Origin of the sequence: Bacillus sp. T33-2 (assembly GCF_002860205.1) — a bacterium.
Taxonomy (GTDB): domain Bacteria; phylum Bacillota; class Bacilli; order Bacillales; family Cytobacillaceae; genus T33-2.
The window spans coordinates 54,475-75,325 of sequence record NZ_PGVB01000034.1; the positions used below are offsets into that span (position 1 = coordinate 54,475).

Annotated in this window: 21 protein-coding genes and 2 riboswitches; of the genes, 20 read left to right on the forward strand and 1 reads right to left on the reverse strand. The window is 45.7% G+C overall.

From position 1 onward, the window contains the following. The first annotated feature begins 16 nt into the window (after positions 1 to 16). The 6 genes from CVD19_RS20175 (at position 17) to CVD19_RS20200 (ending at position 5,059) form a co-directional block, all read left to right on the forward strand. Positions 17 to 1,021: a FecCD family ABC transporter permease gene (locus tag CVD19_RS20175; RefSeq protein WP_101584977.1), complete on the forward strand. Its 1,005-nt coding sequence runs from the start codon at positions 17 to 19 to the stop codon at positions 1,019 to 1,021. Further along, positions 1,018 to 2,073, forward strand: coding sequence for a FecCD family ABC transporter permease (locus tag CVD19_RS20180; RefSeq protein WP_101584981.1), 1,056 nt, complete (start codon positions 1,018 to 1,020; stop codon positions 2,071 to 2,073). Before CVD19_RS20175 ends, CVD19_RS20180 begins: the two co-directional genes overlap by 4 nt. A gap of 27 nt (positions 2,074 to 2,100) precedes the next feature. Next, complete coding sequence (locus tag CVD19_RS20185; RefSeq protein ID WP_101584984.1) at positions 2,101 to 2,925, forward strand: ABC transporter ATP-binding protein; 825 nt, start codon at positions 2,101 to 2,103, stop codon at positions 2,923 to 2,925. Further along, positions 2,915 to 3,679: a (2Fe-2S)-binding protein gene (locus CVD19_RS20190; RefSeq protein ID WP_180953718.1), complete on the forward strand. Its 765-nt coding sequence runs from the start codon at positions 2,915 to 2,917 to the stop codon at positions 3,677 to 3,679. Before CVD19_RS20185 ends, CVD19_RS20190 begins: the two co-directional genes overlap by 11 nt. Before the next feature lie 3 nt (positions 3,680 to 3,682). Continuing rightward, a complete protein-coding gene (locus CVD19_RS20195) occupies positions 3,683 to 3,940 on the forward strand; it encodes a YusU family protein (RefSeq protein WP_101584986.1) in 258 nt (85 codons plus the stop codon). Between the two features lie 201 nt (positions 3,941 to 4,141). Then, a complete protein-coding gene (locus CVD19_RS20200) occupies positions 4,142 to 5,059 on the forward strand; it encodes a proline dehydrogenase family protein (protein WP_101584987.1) in 918 nt (305 codons plus the stop codon). A gap of 97 nt (positions 5,060 to 5,156) precedes the next feature. Here CVD19_RS20200 and CVD19_RS20205 read toward each other — a convergent pair whose 3' ends face one another. Next, the gene (locus CVD19_RS20205; protein WP_101584988.1) at positions 5,157 to 5,288 is read right to left on the reverse strand and encodes a YuzL family protein; all 132 of its coding nucleotides are present in this window, start codon (positions 5,286 to 5,288) and stop codon (positions 5,157 to 5,159) included. Positions 5,289 to 5,502: 214 nt separating this feature from the next. Here CVD19_RS20205 and CVD19_RS20210 point away from each other — a divergent pair, with 214 nt between their 5' ends. The 14 genes from CVD19_RS20210 to sufC all read left to right on the forward strand — a co-directional run bounded on the left by CVD19_RS20210 (position 5,503) and on the right by sufC (position 20,849). After that, positions 5,503 to 7,887: a 3-hydroxyacyl-CoA dehydrogenase/enoyl-CoA hydratase family protein gene (locus CVD19_RS20210; protein WP_101584989.1), complete on the forward strand. Its 2,385-nt coding sequence runs from the start codon at positions 5,503 to 5,505 to the stop codon at positions 7,885 to 7,887. Positions 7,888 to 7,960: 73 nt separating this feature from the next. Beyond that, on the forward strand, positions 7,961 to 9,136 hold the full coding sequence (locus tag CVD19_RS20215; RefSeq protein ID WP_101584990.1) for an acetyl-CoA C-acetyltransferase: 1,176 nt from the start codon (positions 7,961 to 7,963) through the stop codon (positions 9,134 to 9,136). A 74-nt stretch (positions 9,137 to 9,210) separates the two neighbouring features. Then, entirely contained in the window at positions 9,211 to 10,995 is a 1,785-nt protein-coding gene (locus CVD19_RS20220; RefSeq protein WP_101584991.1) for an acyl-CoA dehydrogenase family protein, read from the forward strand. A 269-nt stretch (positions 10,996 to 11,264) separates the two neighbouring features. Next, the gene (locus CVD19_RS20225; protein ID WP_101585089.1) at positions 11,265 to 11,621 is read left to right on the forward strand and encodes an arsenate reductase family protein; all 357 of its coding nucleotides are present in this window, start codon (positions 11,265 to 11,267) and stop codon (positions 11,619 to 11,621) included. A 58-nt stretch (positions 11,622 to 11,679) separates the two neighbouring features. Beyond that, a complete protein-coding gene (gene gcvH, locus CVD19_RS20230; RefSeq protein WP_101584992.1) occupies positions 11,680 to 12,063 on the forward strand; it encodes a glycine cleavage system protein GcvH in 384 nt (127 codons plus the stop codon). Between the two features lie 386 nt (positions 12,064 to 12,449). Beyond that, positions 12,450 to 12,803: a toprim domain-containing protein gene (locus tag CVD19_RS20235; protein ID WP_101584993.1), complete on the forward strand. Its 354-nt coding sequence runs from the start codon at positions 12,450 to 12,452 to the stop codon at positions 12,801 to 12,803. A gap of 10 nt (positions 12,804 to 12,813) precedes the next feature. After that, positions 12,814 to 13,125, forward strand: coding sequence for a thioredoxin family protein (locus tag CVD19_RS20240; protein WP_101584994.1), 312 nt, complete (start codon positions 12,814 to 12,816; stop codon positions 13,123 to 13,125). A 164-nt stretch (positions 13,126 to 13,289) separates the two neighbouring features. Beyond that, positions 13,290 to 13,634 carry a hypothetical protein gene (locus CVD19_RS20245; protein WP_101584995.1) on the forward strand — a complete coding sequence of 115 codons (345 nt, stop codon included), beginning with the start codon at positions 13,290 to 13,292 and terminating at the stop codon, positions 13,632 to 13,634. Positions 13,635 to 13,709: 75 nt separating this feature from the next. Then, positions 13,710 to 13,811: riboswitch (SAM riboswitch) on the forward strand. Between the two features lie 83 nt (positions 13,812 to 13,894). Further along, positions 13,895 to 15,211 (forward strand): O-acetylhomoserine aminocarboxypropyltransferase/cysteine synthase family protein, encoded by a 1,317-nt coding sequence (locus tag CVD19_RS20250; protein ID WP_101584996.1) that lies wholly within the window; start codon positions 13,895 to 13,897, stop codon positions 15,209 to 15,211. Between the two features lie 136 nt (positions 15,212 to 15,347). Next, positions 15,348 to 15,462: riboswitch (SAM riboswitch) on the forward strand. A 169-nt stretch (positions 15,463 to 15,631) separates the two neighbouring features. After that, positions 15,632 to 16,657, forward strand: a complete 1,026-nt coding sequence (locus CVD19_RS20255; RefSeq protein WP_101584997.1) for a methionine ABC transporter ATP-binding protein — start codon at positions 15,632 to 15,634, stop codon at positions 16,655 to 16,657. After that, positions 16,650 to 17,315 carry a methionine ABC transporter permease gene (locus CVD19_RS20260; protein WP_101584998.1) on the forward strand — a complete coding sequence of 222 codons (666 nt, stop codon included), beginning with the start codon at positions 16,650 to 16,652 and terminating at the stop codon, positions 17,313 to 17,315. The genes CVD19_RS20255 and CVD19_RS20260 overlap by 8 nt, the downstream gene beginning before the upstream one ends. 21 nt (positions 17,316 to 17,336) lie before the next feature. Further along, positions 17,337 to 18,173 carry a MetQ/NlpA family ABC transporter substrate-binding protein gene (locus tag CVD19_RS20265; RefSeq protein WP_374702911.1) on the forward strand — a complete coding sequence of 279 codons (837 nt, stop codon included), beginning with the start codon at positions 17,337 to 17,339 and terminating at the stop codon, positions 18,171 to 18,173. Between the two features lie 828 nt (positions 18,174 to 19,001). Then, positions 19,002 to 19,373 (forward strand): carboxymuconolactone decarboxylase family protein, encoded by a 372-nt coding sequence (locus CVD19_RS20270; RefSeq protein ID WP_101585000.1) that lies wholly within the window; start codon positions 19,002 to 19,004, stop codon positions 19,371 to 19,373. A 690-nt stretch (positions 19,374 to 20,063) separates the two neighbouring features. Continuing rightward, entirely contained in the window at positions 20,064 to 20,849 is a 786-nt protein-coding gene (gene sufC, locus CVD19_RS20275) for a Fe-S cluster assembly ATPase SufC (protein WP_101585001.1), read from the forward strand. Positions 20,850 to 20,851 lie beyond the last annotated feature (2 nt).

Below are 20,851 nucleotides of genomic sequence, written 5' to 3' on the forward strand. Positions count from 1 at the left end.
GGAAAGGTTTTTGCTTATGCTCCTAAAAAGTAATGGGCAGAAATGGGCAGGCCTCTTTGTCACAATGGGTTTGCTGCTTGTGTTGATGTGCGCAAGCATTGTGTACGGTTATACTGATACTACCTGGAAGACGGCCTTTGATGCTTTTACAAATTTTAATGGTTCAAACGAACATATAGTGGTTCAGTCGGTACGATTGCCGCGCTCATTGATTGGGGCGGCAGTTGGTGCAAGCCTTGCCATATCTGGAGTCATCATGCAGACTCTGACAAAAAATCCGCTGGCCTCTCCTGATATTTTTGGAGTGAATGCGGGAGCTGGCGCTGCGGTAGTCATAGCTGTAACGATTTTCAGTGTGGGCAATCTTCAGCTGTTCACATGGGTATCATTTTTGGGGGCCGCAATCGCTGCAATCAGCGTATATGCTATCGGTTCCATAGGAAGAGAAGGCTTGACCCCGATGAAGCTCACGCTTGCCGGGGCAGCAATGACAGCAATGTTCGCATCAATTAGCCAGGGGCTGCTTGTATTAAATGAAGCCGCTTTAGAGCAAGTTTTATTTTGGCTTGCGGGTTCAGTATCGGGAAGGAATCTGGAAAACCTGACCGCTGTCATGCCTTATTTAGCTGTGGGCTGGGTTGCCTCGGTGTTGACAGCAGCTAAACTGAATGTATTTTCAATGGGGGAAGATGTCGCTAAAGGACTCGGATTAAATACAGTCCTTTTAAAAATAGTCACTGGAATGATTGTGATCATGCTTTCCGGAGGAGCTGTGGCTGTTGCCGGCCCGATTGGGTTTATTGGAATTGTCGTGCCGCATTTGACACGTTCAATCGTGGGCATCGACCATCGCTGGCTGATCCCGTTTGCCGGCCTTCTCGGCGGGATGCTGCTGCTTGCGGCAGATATTGCGTCCAGGTATGTTTTGATGCCCCAGGAAGTTCCGGTAGGGGTCATGACGGCCATAATAGGAACCCCATTTTTCATATACATTGCGAGAAAGGGGTTCAATGGACGATGAGCCAATTTAAGATTTTTCGATTATTTAAAGGGCAAATTTCGTACCTAATCGATATAAAAGCACTATACGTTTTTTTTGCATTGCTGCTGGGCGCTGTGTCCCTGTTTGTCATCAGTACTGGCCTGGGAGAATTGAAAATGAGCCCGATTCAGGTATTGAAGGTTTTTTTCGGCGGTGGGACTGAAATGGACCGCCTCGTCATCAATACCTTCCGTCTCCCAAGAATTATCGTTGCTCTCATGGCTGGAATGGGACTCGCTGTTGCCGGGGGCATTTTGCAGGGGATGGTCCGGAATCCGCTAGCTTCACCAGATATTTTGGGGATCACAGGAGGGGGCGCTGTTGCAGTCGTTGGTTTTTTGGCTGCTTTTAGCGACGAAACCCATACATTGACAGTAAGCATTCAATGGATGCCGGTAGCTGCTTTTATCGGCGCGGCCGTTGTAGCGTTTCTAATTTATCTGCTCGCCTGGAAAAATGGAGTTTCTCCGATAAGGCTGGTCCTTGTAGGAATCGGGATGATGACTTTAACGAAGGCTCTCACAACGTTGATGATGATTATGGGGCCCATCTACCAGACAAGCCAGGCAAATATTTGGATCATTGGCAGCGTGTATGGGTCAACATGGCAAAATGTAAGTGTTATCGTGCCATGGATTGTCGCTTTGATAGCGATCACATTCATTTACTCAAGGAATATAAACATCCAGGAGCTTGGTGATGAACTGGCCACAGGCCTTGGAGGCCACGTACAGAAGCAGCGTTTTACCCTTTTGATGCTGAGCACCGGATTAATTGGCGGCTCCGTAGCATTTGCAGGGGGAATCGGCTTTGTCGGGTTGATGGCACCCCATATGGCAAGAAGGCTGGTCGGCTCAGCATTCGGAGCACTTTTGCCGGTGTCGGCACTTCTTGGCGGGATTATCGTCATGCTAGCAGATTTAATAGGACGGACGTTGTTTTCACCCCTGGAAATTCCGGCAGGTGTTTTCACTGCAGCTGTAGGGGCACCATATTTTATATACTTGTTGTTTAAGACGAGAAACTTATAAAATCACAAAAAGAAAGGGGCGGCGCCGATGGTCCAGGCAATTGAAACGGATAAGCTGACGCTATCATACGGGGAAGCTATTATTATAGATGAATTAAATCTGCAGATTCCACGAGGTGAGATTACCGTATTTATTGGCGGGAATGGCTGCGGCAAATCGACACTTCTGCGTTCAGTGGCGCGGTTGTTAAAGCCCAGGTCAGGCTCGGTTTTACTTGAAGGGGAAGTGATTGCCAAGCGTCCCACAAAAGAAGTCGCCAGAAAAATGGCCATGCTGCCGCAATCGCCGGCTGCACCTGAAGGGTTGACCGTTCTTCAGCTTATTAAGCAAGGCCGCTATCCATACCAAAGCTGGCTAAAGCAATGGACGCAGGAAGATGAAGAAAAAGTCTTCAAAGCTTTAACAGCCACAGGCCTTCACGATTTGACAGACCGCACTGTTGATTCATTGTCCGGCGGCCAGCGCCAGCGGGCATGGATTGCGATGACACTTGCCCAGGATACTGACATAATATTATTGGATGAGCCGACAACATATTTGGATATGGCACACCAGATTGAGATTCTGGATTTATTGTTCGAATTGAACGAAAAGGAAAACAGGACGATAGTGATGGTCCTTCACGACTTGAATCTTGCCTGCCGCTATGCCCACAATATCGTAGCGATAAAAGACAAGAAAATTTATGCGCAAGGTAAACCGGAATATGTGATAAATTGCAGCCTTGTTAAAAATGTGTTTGGCATGGATTGTGAAGTCACGATGGATCCCCTGTTCGGCACACCGCTTTGCATTCCGTACGGTAAAGGGCGATGCATCATCAAGAAGGCAGGCGCAGCCAATGAACGTTAAATTGACTCCCCAGGAAGCCAATGAACTCGCGAGGTTCCGCTTTTCAGCACAGCTTCCGGATGAAAGGACAACAGTCAACATCGGTTTACTGCTACGCGAACGCAATATGGCGAAGTTTCTGTCAAATATAAAAAGTGAGCTTCAGGCACCAGATCTGAAAGTTGCTGCTTCTGTTTTTTCCAAGCGTTTTGCTTTCGTGGCGGTAATCCAGTTATATGCTATGACGGTTTGGAACAAGCGGCTTATCTTTACGCTGGACACCCTGGAACTTACGCATCGAAAGGATCAAGGACAGTGGCTGCCGGAGTATTCCGTTGGAAGTCTCGAAGCCGAGCCGGTTGCGGACATGGACCGGGAAAAGTGGAGGGATGCGGCATTAGAGCACCTATTTAAAGAGACGATCCTGCCCGTGCTTGATTCTCTTTCGAAGACTGCCAAAATTTCAAAGCTTATTTTATGGGAAAATATTGCGGTGTATATGTTTTGGCTCTACAGGACGATTCTTGCTGACAAGGACGATTCGCAGATTGCGGATGACTTTGACTATATTGTCAACAGCGCGCCAGGGAAGCTGTTTGGAAATTACAACAGCAATCCACTGAAAAAATTTAATAGCAAGGAAGTTTATGTTGAGGCACACAAAGAATTTGTAAGGATCCGGAAGACATGCTGCTTTTCGTATCAGCTCGGCGAGAAACAAACGTATTGCAAAACTTGCCCCAGATCTTGCCTGCCATTAATGAAGGAGGGTTAAAAAATGGACAATCAATTTTATGCGCAGCTGGATGGGCTGCTGGAAAAATACACAGAATTGCTTGTCGGAAATTCTGATCCCGACAGAGTCAATAAGGTGAAAGCATGGATTATCTATAATCACATTGCCAAATCGATGCCCCCGCTTGCCAGGCACTGGAACTCGGAATATCCTGATGCCAAGGAAAAGATTGTTAAAGTAATTGCTGAAGTACGCGAACTGAATCAATTAAACCGGAAAAACTCTGATGCCGGAAAATGACTGCAAAAACCATTTCTATCAATTAGGGGTGGGTTTTTTTGTGGACAGCTCCCGCGTGGGCATTGGTTTCGACAAATTTCGATTGTTTTACTAGAAAAATGATATTCAAAAATTTTAAAAAATGATAAAATGATTTTAAGATTTCTATCAAAATATGAATTTTTTTTACAGAGAGAATGTAATCGTTTTCGGGGGGCCGTTATGGAGAAATTGATGAAGGATTTTTTTCTTTTTTTATCGAAGAATAAATTTTTGACCAGGATGGCGAAAAAATACGGTCTTCGCTTTGGCGCAGCAAGGTTTGTAGCCGGTGAGACTATTGGGCAGGCGGTAGGTGTCATCAAGGATTTAAACAGCAAAGGCCTGGTTGTCACAATCGATTATCTCGGAGAGTTTGTCGATAACGAAAAAGAAGCAAACGAGATGGCAGATAACTCCATCGACGCGATCAAAGCGATTGGAAGAGAGCAACTTAATTCCCAGCTATCATTGAAAATGACCTCAATGGGGCTTGATATTTCCGAGGAAGTCGTCATGCGGAACATGCGCAGGATTCTTGACGCGGCAAAAGAAAATAATGTCTTTGTTACAATCGACATGGAGGATTATTCACGCTGCCAGAAAACAATTGATATTTTCAAAACACTAAGAGCAGAATACGACAATGTCGGTACGGTAATCCAGGCTTATCTTTATCGGACAGTCGGGGATATCAATGATTTAAATGATTATTCTCCAAACCTCAGGCTTGTGAAAGGTGCATACAAAGAATCGCCTGAAGTGGCGTTTCCGGAAAAGAAGGACGTGGATGAGAACTTTAAGAAAATCATCGAAATGCATCTCATGAATGGCAACTATACTGCGGTGGCAACCCATGATGATGCCATTATCGATCATACGAAGCAGTTCGTTAAACAACATGGCATCCCGAACACCCAGTTCGAATTCCAGATGCTTTACGGAATCAGGCCTGAACGGCAGGTTGAACTGGTCAAAGAAGGATATACAATGCGCGTCTATGTCCCATATGGAACTGACTGGTATGGCTACTTCATGCGCCGCCTCGCCGAGCGTCCCGCCAACGTTGCGTTCGTTGTAAAAGGAATGTTTAAAAAGTAATAAACAAGTCAGGCTGGTCAGTATCAGCCGAGCAGCCTGGCTTGTTTTTTTATTGATAGGCACCCGGTTGCTGTAGATTTTCGCAAGATGTCTGTTTTCACTTTTTAAACTGGTTATTCTGGCTGTTCACTTTGCCTCCGCCGTCTCGTTCAACCGTGGGGCCGGCGTTCCCTTTCACACTGGCTGCACTCACACCTCGTTTCGACGGGTTTTTCTTGACCCTTGCCATTTTCTTCACCTCCTTGGCATAGGTTAACCATTCACCGGTATTTCAAGTTCTATTATAAAGTTCAAAAAATTTTCATTTTTCCGCACCTAATTATTGCGCAAATTTTTTAAATATTTTATAGTAATAATTAACAAAGCTCATTCAAAACACATATTTTTTTGGCACAAAAATGAATGAGTATTCATTCAAAAAATTGTCAAAGGGGGAGACAGATTTGATCCGACAAATCCAAAAAGCGGCTGTGTTAGGCTCCGGCGTGATGGGCTCCGGCATAGCTGCACATCTGGCAAACATCGGAATACCAACCTTGTTGTTGGACATTGTACCTCGTGAATTAACGGAAGACGAAAAATCGAAAGGCTTGACCCTTGAAGATAAGCAGGTCCGGAACCGGATCAGCGCAGGAGCCCTTCAAAAGCTTCTCAAGCAAAAACCGGCACCACTCACATCAAAAAAGAATCTTGCCCTGATTGAGGCAGGCAATTTTGAAGATGACATGGAGCGGCTGAAGGATGTTGACTGGATCATTGAGGTCGTTGTGGAAAATCTTGATATCAAGAAAAGGGTTTTTGAAAACGTTGACAAGCACCGGAAACAGGGAAGCATAGTCAGCTCCAACACGTCAGGGATATCAGTGGAAGCGATGGCTGAAGGCCGCTCTGAAGACTTCAGGAAGCATTTTCTCGGCACACACTTCTTTAATCCGCCCCGTTACCTGAAATTGCTTGAAGTTGTCCCAACCAGGGAAACAGACCCGGATGTGCTGTCGTTCATCAAAAAAATCGGTGAAGACAAGCTTGGAAAAGGTGTTGTCGAAGCTAAGGATACTCCAAACTTTATCGCGAACCGGATCGGTACTTATGGGCTTCTCATTACCGTCAGGGAAATGCTAAAGGGCGGGTACAGTGTAGGTGAGGTTGACTCGGTGACAGGCCCCTTGATAGGACGGCCTAAAAGCGCAACATTCAGGACACTGGACGTTGTCGGGCTTGATACATTCGCCCATGTTGCAAACAACGTCTACGAGCAGGTGGAAGGCAAGGAAAAAGAAGTGTTTGAAGTACCTGATTTCATGAAACAAATGCTGGATAAGGGATGGCTCGGCAGCAAGTCGGGGCAGGGGTTCTTCCTCAAGCAAGGCAAAGAGATTTTGGAACTTGACCCAAATACACTTGAATACGGCCCGCGTAAAAAGCTGAAAACCGCTGCTACAGAAATGAGCAAGCAGGAAAAAGGCACAGCAAATAAAATGAAAGCGCTCATTTTTTCAAATGACCGTGCCGGTGAGTTGCTATGGAACATTTTTAGCCCGGTTCTCGTTTATTCGGCGGAGCTGCTGGGGACGATTGCCGATGATGTTGTTGCGATTGACCGCGCGATGAAATGGGGCTTTGGATGGGAAATGGGACCGTTCGAGGCATGGGATGCCCTTGGACTGGAAAAATCAGTGAAGAGAATGGAAGAGGAAGGCACTGAGGTTCCGGCCTGGGTGAAAGAAATGCTTGGAAAAGGCAACACGTCCTTCTACAAGGAAGAGGCAGGCAAGATTTCGTATTACCACAACGGAGGATACGTGCCGCTTGAAGAAAATCCAAAAGTAATCAACCTGAAGCTCTTGAAAAAACAAAAAGGTGTTATCAAGAAGAATAGCGGCGCAAGCCTGATCGACCTTGGCGATGGCGTAGCCCTGCTCGAATTCCATTCGCCAAATAACGCAATCGGCATGGACATTATACAAATGATCAATTTCTCTGTTGATGAAGTAGAAAAAAATTTCAAAGGGCTAGTAATCGGCAACCAGGGTAAAAATTTCTGTGTTGGCGCAAACCTTGCAATGATCCTGATGGAAGCCCAGGATGACAATATTTATGACCTTGACATGGTGGTCCGCCACTTCCAGCAGGCTGCGATGAAAATAAAATACAGCTCAAAGCCAGTAGTAGTCGCACCGTTCGGAATGACTCTCGGCGGGGGCGCGGAAGTAACCCTGCCTGCCGCACATATCCAGGCGTCGATGGAAACCTATATGGGTCTTGTCGAAGTAGGGGTCGGGCTCATTCCGGGCGGCGGCGGAAACAAGGAACTGTATATCAAGCATCTTGAAGGCCTGCCAAAAGGTGTTGAGTTCGACCTGCAAAAGGTTGCGAACAAAGTGTTTGAGACAATTGCGATGGCAAAGGTTTCTACATCCGGTGAAGAAGCCCGCGACAACAATTTCCTGAATCAGTTTGACGGGGTGAGCGTGAACGGGGATCACCTGCTGTATGATGCCAAGCAGGCTGTCCTCTCACTATATGAAAAAGGATATAAAGCCCCTGTCCGCAAAAAAGTGCCTGTAGTCGGCGAAACTGGATATGCAACGCTTCTGCTGGGGGCACAAACGATGCATCTGTCAGGATATATTTCCGAGCATGACTTGAAAATTGCCAAGAAGCTCGCCTATGTCATTGCAGGAGGAAAGGTCCCGTATGGTACCGAGGTTGATGAGCAGTATCTTCTCGACCTTGAACGGGAAGCGTTCTTAAGCCTGGTGGCCGAACCGAAGTCGCAGCAACGCATGCAGCACATGCTGGTAAAAGGCAAACCGCTTCGCAATTAAAATGAATTACAGACTACCGTAAATTTTCCGACTGATATATTTTTACTCTTAATATGAAAGAGAGGGATTGAGATTGAGAGAAGCTGTGATTGTTGCCGGAGCACGTACACCGGTTGGAAAAGCAAAAAAAGGTACCCTGGCTTCCGTCCGCCCGGATGACCTCGGGGCTCTCGTAGTAAAAGAAACACTAAAACGGGCTGGCAACTATGAAGGGAATATTGATGACCTGATTATTGGCTGTGCCATGCCTGAAGCAGAGCAGGGGTTAAATCTTGCCCGGAATATCGGTGCACTGGCGGGCTTGTCGCATGAGGTGCCGGCAATCACGATTAACCGTTACTGTTCATCCGGACTCCAGGCGATTGCCTATGCGGCCGAAAGGATCATGCTTGGCCATTCAGATACGGCGATAGCAGGCGGCGCAGAGTCGATGAGCCTTGTGCCTATGATGGGCCATGTGGTACGTCCGAATGCGAAACTTGCTGAAACAGCCCCGGAATATTACATGAGCATGGGACATACCGCCGAACAGGTTGCCAAGAGTTATGGGGTTTCCCGTGAAGACCAGGACACCTTCGCTGTAAGGAGCCACCAGAGAGCTGCCAAGGCAATCCAGGAGGGCAAATTTGACGACGAAATCGTTCCGGTTGATGTCACTCTAAGGTCTGTTGGAAAGGATAATAAATTAATAGAAAAGAAAGTCCAGTTCACACAGGACGAAGGTGTCCGCGCCGATACGAGCAATGAGGTTCTTGCAAAGCTCCGGCCTGCATTCTCTGTCAGTGGGTCGGTCACCGCGGGGAACTCATCGCAAACAAGCGACGGGGCAGCTGCCGTGATGGTCATGGACCGTGAAAAAGCGGAGTCGCTTGGGCTGCAGCCGATGGCAAAGTTCAGGTCATTCGCACTTGGCGGAGTGCCGCCCGAGGTTATGGGAATCGGTCCTATCGTAGCGATTCCACGGGCGCTGAAATTAGCCGGACTTGAAGTTTCTGACATTGGTTTATTTGAATTAAATGAGGCGTTTGCATCCCAGTCCCTTCAGGTCATACGCGAGCTTGGGCTGGACGAAGCCAAAGTGAACGTAAATGGCGGGGCGATAGCTCTTGGCCATCCGCTTGGCTGTACTGGGGCGAAGCTCACTTTGACGCTGCTTCATGAAATGAAGCGCCGCAATGAGCAATTTGGCGTCGTGACAATGTGCATTGGCGGCGGCATGGGTGCTGCCGGAGTATTCGAACTGCTTTAACACATGAGTTGGACCATTTAACTAAACCGGGGGAGCAGCCTTGCTCCCCTACATCAGACAGGAGGAATAAAAGAATGGCGAATCAAACTGGGAATCTCGTAAAAGGCGGAAGCTTCTTAATTGAGGATGTAGCATATGAACAGGTTTTTACACCTGAAGATTATACCGATGAGCAAAAAATGATCGCAAAAACGGCAGAAGATTTTGTTGAAAACGAAGTGCTCCCACAGGTCGAGCATCTGGAAAACCATGAGTTCGACCGATCCGTAAAACTGTTGAAAAAAGCAGGTGAACTCGGACTGCTTGGGGCGGATGTGCCTGAAGAATACGGGGGCCTGAGCCTTGATAAAGTAAGTTCGGCACTCATTTCTGAAAAATTCTCAAAAGCAGGCGGTTTCTCGATTACGCATGGTGCCCATGTCGGGATCGGTTCGCTTCCAATTGTGCTGTTCGGAAATGAAGAGCAAAAGCAAAAATACCTCCCTTCCCTCGCGACTGGTGAAAAGATTGCAGCCTATGCCCTGACTGAGCCAGGTTCGGGATCCGACGCCCTCGGTGCGCGGACGACTGCAAGATTAAATGCTGAAGGAACTCATTATTTGCTGAACGGTGAGAAACAATGGATTACTAATGCCGGCTTTGCAGATGTTTTTGTCGTATATGCGAAAATCGACGGCGAGCAGTTCAGTGCCTTTATCGTAGAGCGTGAGTTCCCGGGAGTTTCTACAGGTGCAGAAGAAAAGAAGATGGGAATCAAGAGCTCTTCGACACGCACCCTGATCCTTGAAGATGCCCAGGTTCCAGTGGAAAACCTTTTGGGTGAAGCCGGAAAGGGCCACGTCATCGCATTCAATATTTTAAACATTGGCCGGTATAAGCTTGGTGTAGGAACTGTCGGAGGAGCGAAGCAGGCGTTTGAGCTTACGGTTAAATACGCCAATCAGCGCCAGCAGTTTAAGACACCAATTTCCCAGTTCAATTTGACAAAAGAAAAGCTCGCCACGCTTGCGTCTGAGATCTATGCAGCCGAAAGCTCGGTATACCGCACAGTCGGCTTGTTTGAAGACAGAATGAGCAGGCTGACAGAAGAAGAAATCAACAATGGTAAAGCCGTTGCTGACTCGATTGCCGAGTATGCGATTGAATGCTCATTGAATAAAGTTTTCGGATCTGAGACGCTTGATCATGTCGTTGATGAAGGAGTCCAGATCCACGGGGGCTACGGCTTCATGCAGGAGTATGAAATTGAGCGGGCCTACCGCGATTCCCGCATAAACCGTATTTTCGAGGGCACAAATGAAATTAACCGCCTCCTCGTGCCAGGAACATATGTCCGTAAAGCACTGAAGGGCGAACTGCCACTGTTTCAAAAAGCACAGGCCCTGCAGGAAGAACTGATGATGCTCATGCCTGAAGAGCCGGGAGACGAGCCGCTGGCACAGGAAAAACATCTTGTAAACAACGCCAAGAAGATTGGTTTATTGGCACTTGGCCTCGCCGCCCAGAAATTCGGCAAAGCATTGGAAAAAGAACAGGAGATATTGGTGAATATTGCTGACATCATTTCACATGCTTATGCTATGGAATCAGCCGTATTGCGCACAGAAAAAGCGATTGCTAAAAACGGACTTGAAAAGAGCCAGCAAAAACTTCTTTATACGCAAATATTCTGCCAGGAATCCTTCAATAAAGTCGAACAGGATGCAAAAGAAACTCTTGTTGCTGCTGAAGAAGGCGACACATTGAGAATGTTGTTTTCCGCACTCCGTAAATTTACGCGCCACACACCAATCAATGTGATTGCAAAAAAGCGTGAAGCAGCTGACAAATTGATTGACGCAGAACGTTTTATTGTCTAACAAGTGTTCAGCAGGCTCCCTTCAAAAACAGAGGGGAGCCTATTTCAATTTCATCACACTTCAGCAAAAATGACGACGGGAATTCATGTTTTCTGGTTAGCCGGCTGTTACTTATGACATAATAGAAAAGATTTCCGCCATTGAAGTCGAGTCAGCATATATTTTTTGCTGAATTAGGCGCTCAAAGTTAGAAATATTTAGCTTAAATATGATACTATCCGTTTAAAGAGCAAAATATTTAGGATATGATAACATTGGATGGTGGAAAAATGGCATTGACTTTTTATTGGTACCCCAAATGCGGAACATGCCGCAACGCGAAAAAATGGCTGGATAGCCATGGGATTGAGTACAAAGAAATACATATTGTGGAAAACCCTCCTTCCCGCTCCGAATTGGAAGAGCTTTATAAAAACAGCGGTCTGGACATTAAAAAGTTCTTTAACACAAGCGGCCAAAAATATCGGGAGCTGGGCATAAAAGAAATAGTAAAAACAGCATCCGAGCCAGAACTGCTTGACCTTCTTTCCTCCGACGGGATGTTGATAAAACGTCCTCTGTTGACCGACGGAAACAAGGTGACAGTTGGGTTCAAAGAAGAGGAATACGAAAAAACCTGGGCATGACAAGTAAGTGAACAATCGATATTTATATCGAAATTTATAAATTGTGGAGGAATTTGTCATGAATACACCAAAAGAATTACGCTATTCTGAAGAACATGAATGGGTGAAAACAGAAGGGGACAAAGTCAGGATTGGAATTACTGACTTTGCTCAATCGGAATTAGGAGATATTGTCTTCGTGGAGCTTCCTGAAGTAGGCGATGAAATCACTGCGAACGAGCCATTTGGAAGTGTTGAATCTGTAAAAACCGTTTCCGAATTGTATGCCCCAATCAGTGGCAAGGTAGTTGAGGTTAACGAAGACTTAAACGACAGCCCTGAATTTGTAAATGAATCACCTTATGAAAAAGCATGGATGATTGTCATCGAGCCATCTGATTTGAGTGAAGCGGACAAGCTGATGACCGCTGAGCAATATGAGCAAATGGTAAACGAGGACTAACAATCCGGCGCCTTGATCGTTCAGGGCGCTTTTTTCATACGTTAGGAAAGTATAAATTGGCAGCAAGAAGCAAGCTCGGCGCAGGTGGAAACTAGGTATAATTTGCAACTACGTCTCTGTCTTCGCCCTTCGGGGCTCGCCAATCGGCTAGTTTTCTTTATATATATGCTTTGCATTTTTACCACCAAATTCGACTATAGAGGTGCGACCTTGAAGCTGGCAGTATGATGCATAATCGGCGGTTACTTTTATCAAGCATGTTTTTTGCATTATTCTGTAAAACAGGCAAGAATAGATTTATCGGCATGTGAAGAGCACAAACCAATTTATTATTTTTTTAATATGGTAAAACGTAAAGATTTCTGTCGTAGTGGGTGGTAATAGGTATGGTGGATGAGATTGAGAAAGTCATTATTGTCGAGGGTTCATCTGACAAAAGGAAAGTGCAAAGTGTGCTGAAGGAGCCGGTAGAAATTATTTGCACCAACGGCACGATCAGTCTTTCGAGGCTTGATGAGCTGGTTGATACACTGTGCAGCAAGGATGTGTATATCCTGGTTGATGCAGATGAATCCGGGGAAAAGCTCAGAAAGCAATTTAAGAGAGAATTTCCTGAAGCGAACCATCTATATATAGATAAAATGTACAGGGAAGTTGCAACCGCCCCTGAGAAACATCTGGCGACCGTTTTAATCGGTGCAAATATAGATGTGCATGCCGAGTTTTTGGAAAAAGGATGAAGTTTTATAAATGAACGAATGGTCAGAAACAGAAATCAATGAATTTCTAAATGAAAAAGGAACAGGTATGATCTACTTTTATACTCCCTTTTGCGGCACATGCAAGATGGCGTCCAAAATGCTGGACATTGTTGAGCAGTTATTGCCCGAGATGGCCGCTGGCAAATCGAATTTAAATTTCCTGCCCCAGATCGCAGAACAATTTGCGGTGGAAAGCGTGCCATGCCTCATCATACTGAGAGAAGGGCAGCTGGTGGAAAAGGTTTATGCCTTTCGTTCTGTCCCGTTTTTGCATGAAAAATTTAAACAATGCATTTATTGAGATTACGCGGCCTTTGTGCCGCTTTTTGTTTTGCCAAAAAAGGCAACCGATACAAACAAGGAAATGCTGACATATTTCCCGGGCTATGAAATTTGTTGTCGAAATAATATAAGAGGATTCAGGAGCTTTCATGGTGAATTATGCTAGGAGGGGAGGGGATTGGAGTGGAAGAAAAACTACAAGTTTTCGCCGGTCAAGTGGAGTCAAAAGGTCATATGTTTCAACTTGTCAAAAAACTCCACATCATTTTGGCCCTGCAGACAGAGAAAGGGGAATACCGGATTGGCTTTCATAATAATAAAGTTGATTTTAATATCGCACCCGTGGACGAAACTTCTTTGTTCACTATTTGCGGGCAGGAAGAAGCTTTTTGTTCAGTGCTTGAAGGAAGGCTGAAACTTCGTGATGCAGTCGCCGGACAAAAACTGAAAACCACATGCCCCTTCAGGATCCTCCTTACACTTGAGTCTTTAATTTACCTGGCACGGCCTCCAATCCACAATGGTTAATCTGAAAGTTAAGAAAATAATTGACTCATTAAATATTGCTATGTTATCATCGCATTAATATTTGAAATCTGAATATTCTTATCAAGAGAGGCGGAGGGACTGGCCCGATGAAGCCCGGCAACCGGTTAATGAACACGGTGCTAATTCCATCAGAGTGAATGCTCTGAGAGATAAGGAGAGACGATAATCCACCCTCTTCTTATGAAGAGGTTTTTTAGTTCCTCTTAATAAAATAAACATAAAACAAGGAGAGATGAAAGATGGCAGAAAAACAGCAAAATTACCGGTTAGAAACGTTGGGGATCCACGGTGGACTGTCACCGGATCCAGCCACTGGCGCAAGGGCAGTGCCAATATACATGAGCAATGCGTACCAATTCAAAGACACCGAGCACGCGGCCAACCTATTTGCCCTCAAGGAACCGGGCTACATCTACACAAGGATTCATAATCCAACTGTCACCGTTTTTGAAGAAAGAGTCGCGCTTCTTGAAGGCGGGATCGGGGCACTTGCTTTGTCCAGCGGCATGGCGGCAATCACCACTGCCATCCTAAACATCGCGCACGCAGGGGATGAAATCGTAGCTGCTTCGAACCTGTATGGCGGGACGTACAATCTTTTTGCTGTAACTCTGCCAAAATACGGAATCAACGTTAAATTGGTCGACCAGGAAGACCCGGAAAACTTCCGTGCCGCCATCACCGACAAGACTAAGGCAATTTTTGCAGAGACAATCGGAAATCCGAGCTTAAGGGTGCTTGATATCGAAAAGATAGCGGAAATTGCCCATGAAGCGGGAATCCCGTTAATCATCGACAATACATTCGCGACACCTTACTTATGCCGCCCGATTGAACATGGCGCTGACATTGTCATCCATTCTGCTACAAAATGGCTGCTCGGCAATGGCACGACACTCGGGGGAATCATTGTCGATGGCGGGAAGTTTGACTGGAATTCTCCTAAATTCCCTGGCTTTACAGAACCGGATGCAAGTTATCACAATATAGTGTACAGTGAAGCACTTGGGGCTGCAGCCTATATTGTAAAAGCACGGGTCCAGCTTTTAAGAGACCTTGGGCCTGCTTTAAGCCCGCAGAATGCTTTTCAGTTCAATCTCGGACTGGAAACACTTCATGTCCGGATGAAGGAGCATATTGCGAATACGAGAAAGATCGTAGAATACCTTGAAGCACACCCTGCTGTTACATGGGTTTCTTATCCAGGCCATGACTCCCATCCTGACAAGGCCCTTGCAGACAAATATTTGGGCAAAGGTGCCGGAGCGGTTGTCGTGTTTGGCATTGAAGGCGGACGGGAAGCCGGGGCCAAGCTTATCAATTCCATCAAGCTCTGGTCACATGTTGCCAATGTCGGCGACGCAAAAAGCCTGATCATCCATCCAGCGAGCACGACCCACCAGCAGCTTGATTCGGAGGGGCTGAAATCGGCAGGTGTCCCGGAAGACCTGATACGCATATCCGTCGGCATCGAGAATGTGGAAGATTTGATAGAGACGCTTGACGAAGCGATCCAAACAGCAACTGGGGTCCCGTCAGCAACTGCCAGGGTATAAATGGCCTGGACCTTTAAACAGAAAGGTAAAAACAGTAAGCTGCCAATTCAGAGAATATAGTTGACACCTTTTTTTACTCCGTGCTAAAATCACATTTATGAAAACTGCTTCTTACAATTTAATATTTTGATAGTTACTCTTATTAAGAGTGGTGGAGGGAAGTGCCCAATGAAGCCCGGCAACCGTCAGTGAACATTACTTTGCTGAAATGGTGCCAATTCACACAAAGCGCATGCTTTGGGAGATGAGAGAAAGGACGAAATTAATCAAGCCTTTCTGCTCAGTTGCAGAAAGGCTTTTATAATGCTGTTTTTCAACAGTGTTGTAAAATGCAGGCAAAATGATACTCCAGCCAGGGAGTGTTAGAAATATAAAGCAGTTGGAAATGGTGTTAAACGGAGTGAAAGAGGTGAACGATAATTGATCTCTATTAAAAACGTAAAAAAGATCTTTCCTTCTAAAAACGGACAGGTCAAAGCGGTCGATCAAGTGAACCTGGAGACACAAGAAGGGGAAATCTTTGGTGTGATCGGATACAGCGGTGCCGGGAAAAGTACACTGATCCGCATGCTGAATGGGCTCGAAATCCCGACAGAGGGTACAATCACGGTTGCTGGCCGGGAAGTTTCGAAAATTCGGGGAGGAGAGCTCAGGAAGGCGCGCCAGGAAATCAGCATGATCTTCCAGCATTTCAACCTGTTGTGGTCAAGGACAGTGCTCGAGAATATCGCGTTTCCACTTGAGATTGCCGGCGTTCCCAAACTAGAGAGGCTTAAACGGGTTAAAGAACTAGTCAACCTTGTCGGCCTTGAGGGGCGCGAGGATGCATATCCTTCGCAATTAAGTGGCGGACAAAAGCAGCGTGTCGGGATTGCCCGGGCACTGGCGAACAATCCAAAGGTTCTATTATGTGATGAAGCAACTTCTGCACTTGACCCGCAAACGACAGATTCCATACTTGACCTGCTCGTTGACATCAACAAGCGCCTTGGGCTGACAATAGTCCTGATCACCCACGAAATGCATGTAATCAGGAAGATCTGTCACAGGGTTGCGGTGATGGAAGGCGGCAGCATCGTGGAAACCGGCCCGGTCCTTCACGTGTTCAAAAATCCGGAGCAGCCGATCACGAAGCGGTTCGTGCAGCAGGTAACCGAACCAGAAGAGACGAAGGAAACGATACATCATTTGCTTGAGCAATATCCGCAAGGAAAAGTCGTCCAATTGACCTTTGTCGGCGAAGCGGCAGAACAGCCCTTGATCAGTAATTTAATTCGCAATTTCGATATTACTGTCAATATTTTACAGGGGAAAATCTCCCAGACACAAAATGGTTCATATGGAACGTTGTTTATACATCTGGATGGAAGTAAAGAGGAAATATCAAGGGCGGTTGATTTTCTTCACTCCCAGCAGCTTGGAGTGGAGGTGATCAACAATGGCTGACTATACATCAATGGTTAAATGGGACCAGTTAATTGCGGCAACTCGTGAAACGATTTATATGACATCTATTTCTGTGCTTGCCACCTTCATTTTGGGGCTGTTGCTTGGCTTGTTGCTTTTTTTGACTGACAAAGGCAATCTATGGGAAAACAGGCCGGTCAACTTGGTGGTCGCCGGTTTTGTTAATATATTCCGGTCCATTCCTTTCATCATTTTGATTGTGTTGCTGATTCCATTCACAAAATTAATGCTGGGCACCATGCTCGGGGCAAATGCTGCATTGCCGGCGCTCATCATTGGGGCCGCTCCATTTTATGCGCGGATGGTCCAAATAGCACTAAGGGAAATTGACAAGGGAGTCATCGAGGCATCGCAATCGATGGGGGCCACACACAGCCATATCATTTTTAAAGTGTTGATACCTGAATCCCTGCCGGCATTAATTTCAGGCATTACGGTCACAGCGATTTCGCTAGTAAGCTTTACTGCAATGGCTGGGGTGATAGGAGCTGGGGGGCTTGGCCATTTTGCTTATCTTGAAGGCTTCCAGCGCAACAACCCATTTGTAACCTTGGTTGCGACAATCGCTATATTAATTCTGGTATTTATTATCCAAGTAATTGGAGATTATTTTACAAACAAAACCGACAAACGGTAACCGGAGGAGAAAGAGAAAATGATAAAAAAGGCTTTTGGTTTTATTGTAGTTGCTTTATTGGCATTGACACTCGCTGCATGCGGCGGCGGGGAGAAGAGTGAAAAAGCTTCAAATGAAGGTTCAGACAGCAAAAAATTGGTAGTTGGCGCATCAGCTGTACCGCATGCCGAAGTTCTTGAAGAAGCAAAACCGTTGTTGAAAGAAAAAGGAATTGATCTTGAGGTTAAAGTTTTTACAGATTACGTCCTTCCAAATGTCGCGTTAAAGGATAAAGAGCTTGATGCTAACTATTTCCAGACTCCAGGCTACCTTAAGCTTCAGATGGAAGAAAACAAAGATTTTGACTTTGTCAGCATCGGTGAAATCCACCAGGAACCAATCGGGATTTACTCTAAAAAATATGATAGCCTGAAGGATCTTCCAAAAGGTGCAAAAATCATCATGAGTGATTCATTCAGCGACCACGGCCGTATTCTGCCTATCTTTGAGAAAGAAGGCGTAATCAAGCTTAAGGAAGGTGTGGGCGCCAATGCACGAGTGGAGGACATTGTTGAAAATCCGAAGGACCTGGATTTCTCAACCTTGATTGAAGCAAGACTATTGGCTTCATCCTTTGAAAACGGTGAAGGTGACGCCGTTGCTATCAATACCAATTATGCGTTAGAAGGCGGAATCAACATCAAAGAAGACGGAGTCGCATTCGAAGGCAGTGACGTTGTTCCAGCGAACCTGGTCGTAGTACGCTCCGATGATAAAGACCGTGAAGAGCTGAAAACGCTAGTTGAAGTTCTTAAATCTGAAGAAATTCAAAAATTCATCGAAGAAAAATATCAAGGTGCAGTTTTATCAGTACAATAATGCTGTCAGGCCACTGACTATCATACTGTGAACTTGCATGGACAGCCTGAGTTGGTGTACGAGACAAACTCAGGCTGTTTTTTTAAATTTTCGTCATTCCACAGTACCCGTTTCTGTGGAATCGTTATTTTACATGCCAAACATTATAAAACGTATCTTTTCGATGAAATCCATGATTGGGATCTATTCGTTGACAAACCATCAGGGTATAATCCGTTCCTAAGTAACGCTATTTTGACCAGGAAGGCTGATTCGTCATCTAGCCGGATTCTAGGTGACGCAAACAGGTTGAGGTGTGCTAGTTCGGTCATCTACCCGGATTCTGGGTGACACACATGTTGAGGAGAGTTCTTTTGGTCAACTAGCCGGGTTCTATGTGACGCAACCAGGTTGAGGAGAGCTCTTTCGGTGGTGTAGCCAGGTTCTAGGCGACGTAAAAAGCTAGTGGCAGGCTAGTTCGGATACCTAGCCGGGTTCTACGTGACACAAACAGGTAGCAGTGGGCTGATTCGCTATTCTAGGAGTGTCTGACGGGGGAGGCAATGACACCGGCAATGGTTTTATGCGACAAATGTGGCGGAAAAATATACCTTGGAGTATTTATAAAGGAGTACATAGGAAAGAATTCACAATTTCGGATGTTCTGTGAACGCAAAGTAACCCGGCGGTTTTTGTCCGGTTTTTCTTATTTATACCGTCGATGTGGTTACCGGTTTAGGCCTCCATCGCAAAATTGTACAAATTCAGACCGCTCTGTCAAGCATGAGAATATATCTGCAGCGATTCAAACATACTAACCATGAAAAAATTGAAATGGAGTGTGTTTTAATGGAACACCAATATGAACCTCGCAATTCAACTGAAGCAGCCCTTCGTGATTATAAAATGGGATTGGGGATGTTCACGCAAAGAATGCCAGACCTTGCCGAACATTATAATGCGTTTACGGAAGCCTGCTTTAAGGAAGGGGCGCTTTCGCAGCGGGACAAACAGCTGATTGCCCTTGGAATCTCCCTGTATTCCCAGGATGAGTACTGCATTATTTACCATTTGAAAGGCTGCCTTGACCATGGGGCAACCGAGGAACAAATCCTTGAAGCTGTGGGCGTAACAGCTGCTTTTGGCGGAGGTGCCGCCATGAGCCAGGCAGTGACTCTTGTCCAGGAAGCGCTGCAGGAATTGAACCAGATGACCCAGTGATAACATTCCTGAGCATTTGAAAGGAATTTTGAGAATCGCCAAGGATTCCAGGGGTGATGTATTTGTATGGCTTTATATCCATAAATTGGCGGTTTTTTCAGCTTTGCGGGGGGTAAAGGGTGAGTGTTAACATTGCACTATCAAAAGCCGTAGCCAGCGGCAAACTGAAAGGATGATTCATTATCAGTCCACTTCACCTGAATTATACCTCGGAAATGGAAAAAGCCATGCACTGTGCACACCGTGTTGGATATGAAGTTTACTGCCAGAAGCATGAGGTAAGGATGAAAGTTGAACAAAGACGAGAAAAGGATTATTTGCAAAGCCAGAGGCTGATCGCAGACCTCGATCGGAAAATACATTCATAAGAAATGTTATATAGTTGCAGGATGCGGGGACCAGTGTCAAGTGAGCACTGGTTCCTTTGTGTTATCCCAACCCCAATAAAAATTACCTAGCCCAGCGCCAGTCTATATACATGATTCATTCATCGCTGGAAAAGATATAACAAGGATTTTATCGTTATTCTTGCTATGGATACGGAGTTATTTTACGAAAACTTATCCCATTGTTTTAGAGTTGCTAACAAATTTAATTTGTTATAAGATTGTAATGAGAATAAAATGAGAATAGATAAATTACCGTGATTTTAACGGAATAAATCTTCTTTTATTGATGGAGGTAAATATTATGGCAGGATCTGTATTATCAATTAAGGACCTTCATGTTGAGATTGAAGGCAAAGAAATACTGAAGGGCGTCGACCTTGAAGTAAAAGGCGGAGAGATCCATGCGATCATGGGTCCTAACGGAACCGGAAAATCCACTTTGTCATCTGCTATCATGGGGCATCCAAAGTATGAAGTAACAAGTGGCTCCATTACTCTTGACAGCGAGGACGTACTGGAAATGGAAGTAGACGAGCGGGCACGTGCAGGCTTGTTCCTTGCCATGCAATACCCAAGTGAGATCAACGGTGTAACGAATGCCGATTTCTTGCGCTCAGCGATAAACAGTCGCCGGGACGAAGGAAATGAAATTTCTTTGATGAAATTCATCCGCCAAATGGATCAGAAAATGGATCTGCTTGAAATGGACCAGGATATGGCCCAGCGTTATTTAAATGAAGGATTTTCAGGCGGTGAAAAGAAGCGCAATGAAATTCTTCAGCTGATGATGATTGAACCAAAAATCGCCATCCTTGACGAAATTGATTCAGGGCTTGATATTGACGCATTGAAAGTTGTTTCCAAAGGCATCAATGAGATGCGCGGGGAAGAGTTCGGATGTCTGATCATCACTCACTATCAGCGCCTGTTAAACTATATCACTCCTGACTTTGTCCATGTGATGATGCAGGGGCGCATCGTAAAATCCGGCGGTCCTGAGCTTGCCCAGCGCCTGGAAGCTGAAGGATATGACTGGATTAAAAAAGAGCTTGGAATTGAAGACGAAACAGTCGGGCAAGAAGCGTAAGC

Coding starts and splice junctions, on each gene's coding strand:
- CVD19_RS20175 (WP_101584977.1), top strand. CDS start 17: ATGCTCCTAAAAAGTAATGGGCAGAAATGGGCAGGCCTCTTTGTCACA.
- CVD19_RS20180 (WP_101584981.1), top strand. CDS start 1,018: ATGAGCCAATTTAAGATTTTTCGATTATTTAAAGGGCAAATTTCGTAC.
- CVD19_RS20185 (WP_101584984.1), top strand. CDS start 2,101: ATGGTCCAGGCAATTGAAACGGATAAGCTGACGCTATCATACGGGGAA.
- CVD19_RS20190 (WP_180953718.1), top strand. CDS start 2,915: ATGAACGTTAAATTGACTCCCCAGGAAGCCAATGAACTCGCGAGGTTC.
- CVD19_RS20195 (WP_101584986.1), top strand. CDS start 3,683: ATGGACAATCAATTTTATGCGCAGCTGGATGGGCTGCTGGAAAAATAC.
- CVD19_RS20200 (WP_101584987.1), top strand. CDS start 4,142: ATGGAGAAATTGATGAAGGATTTTTTTCTTTTTTTATCGAAGAATAAA.
- CVD19_RS20205 (WP_101584988.1), bottom strand. CDS start 5,288: ATGGCAAGGGTCAAGAAAAACCCGTCGAAACGAGGTGTGAGTGCAGCC.
- CVD19_RS20220 (WP_101584991.1), top strand. CDS start 9,211: ATGGCGAATCAAACTGGGAATCTCGTAAAAGGCGGAAGCTTCTTAATT.
- CVD19_RS20225 (WP_101585089.1), top strand. CDS start 11,265: ATGGCATTGACTTTTTATTGGTACCCCAAATGCGGAACATGCCGCAAC.
- gcvH (WP_101584992.1), top strand. CDS start 11,680: ATGAATACACCAAAAGAATTACGCTATTCTGAAGAACATGAATGGGTG.
- CVD19_RS20235 (WP_101584993.1), top strand. CDS start 12,450: ATGGTGGATGAGATTGAGAAAGTCATTATTGTCGAGGGTTCATCTGAC.
- CVD19_RS20240 (WP_101584994.1), top strand. CDS start 12,814: ATGAACGAATGGTCAGAAACAGAAATCAATGAATTTCTAAATGAAAAA.
- CVD19_RS20250 (WP_101584996.1), top strand. CDS start 13,895: ATGGCAGAAAAACAGCAAAATTACCGGTTAGAAACGTTGGGGATCCAC.
- CVD19_RS20260 (WP_101584998.1), top strand. CDS start 16,650: ATGGCTGACTATACATCAATGGTTAAATGGGACCAGTTAATTGCGGCA.
- CVD19_RS20270 (WP_101585000.1), top strand. CDS start 19,002: ATGGAACACCAATATGAACCTCGCAATTCAACTGAAGCAGCCCTTCGT.
- sufC (WP_101585001.1), top strand. CDS start 20,064: ATGGCAGGATCTGTATTATCAATTAAGGACCTTCATGTTGAGATTGAA.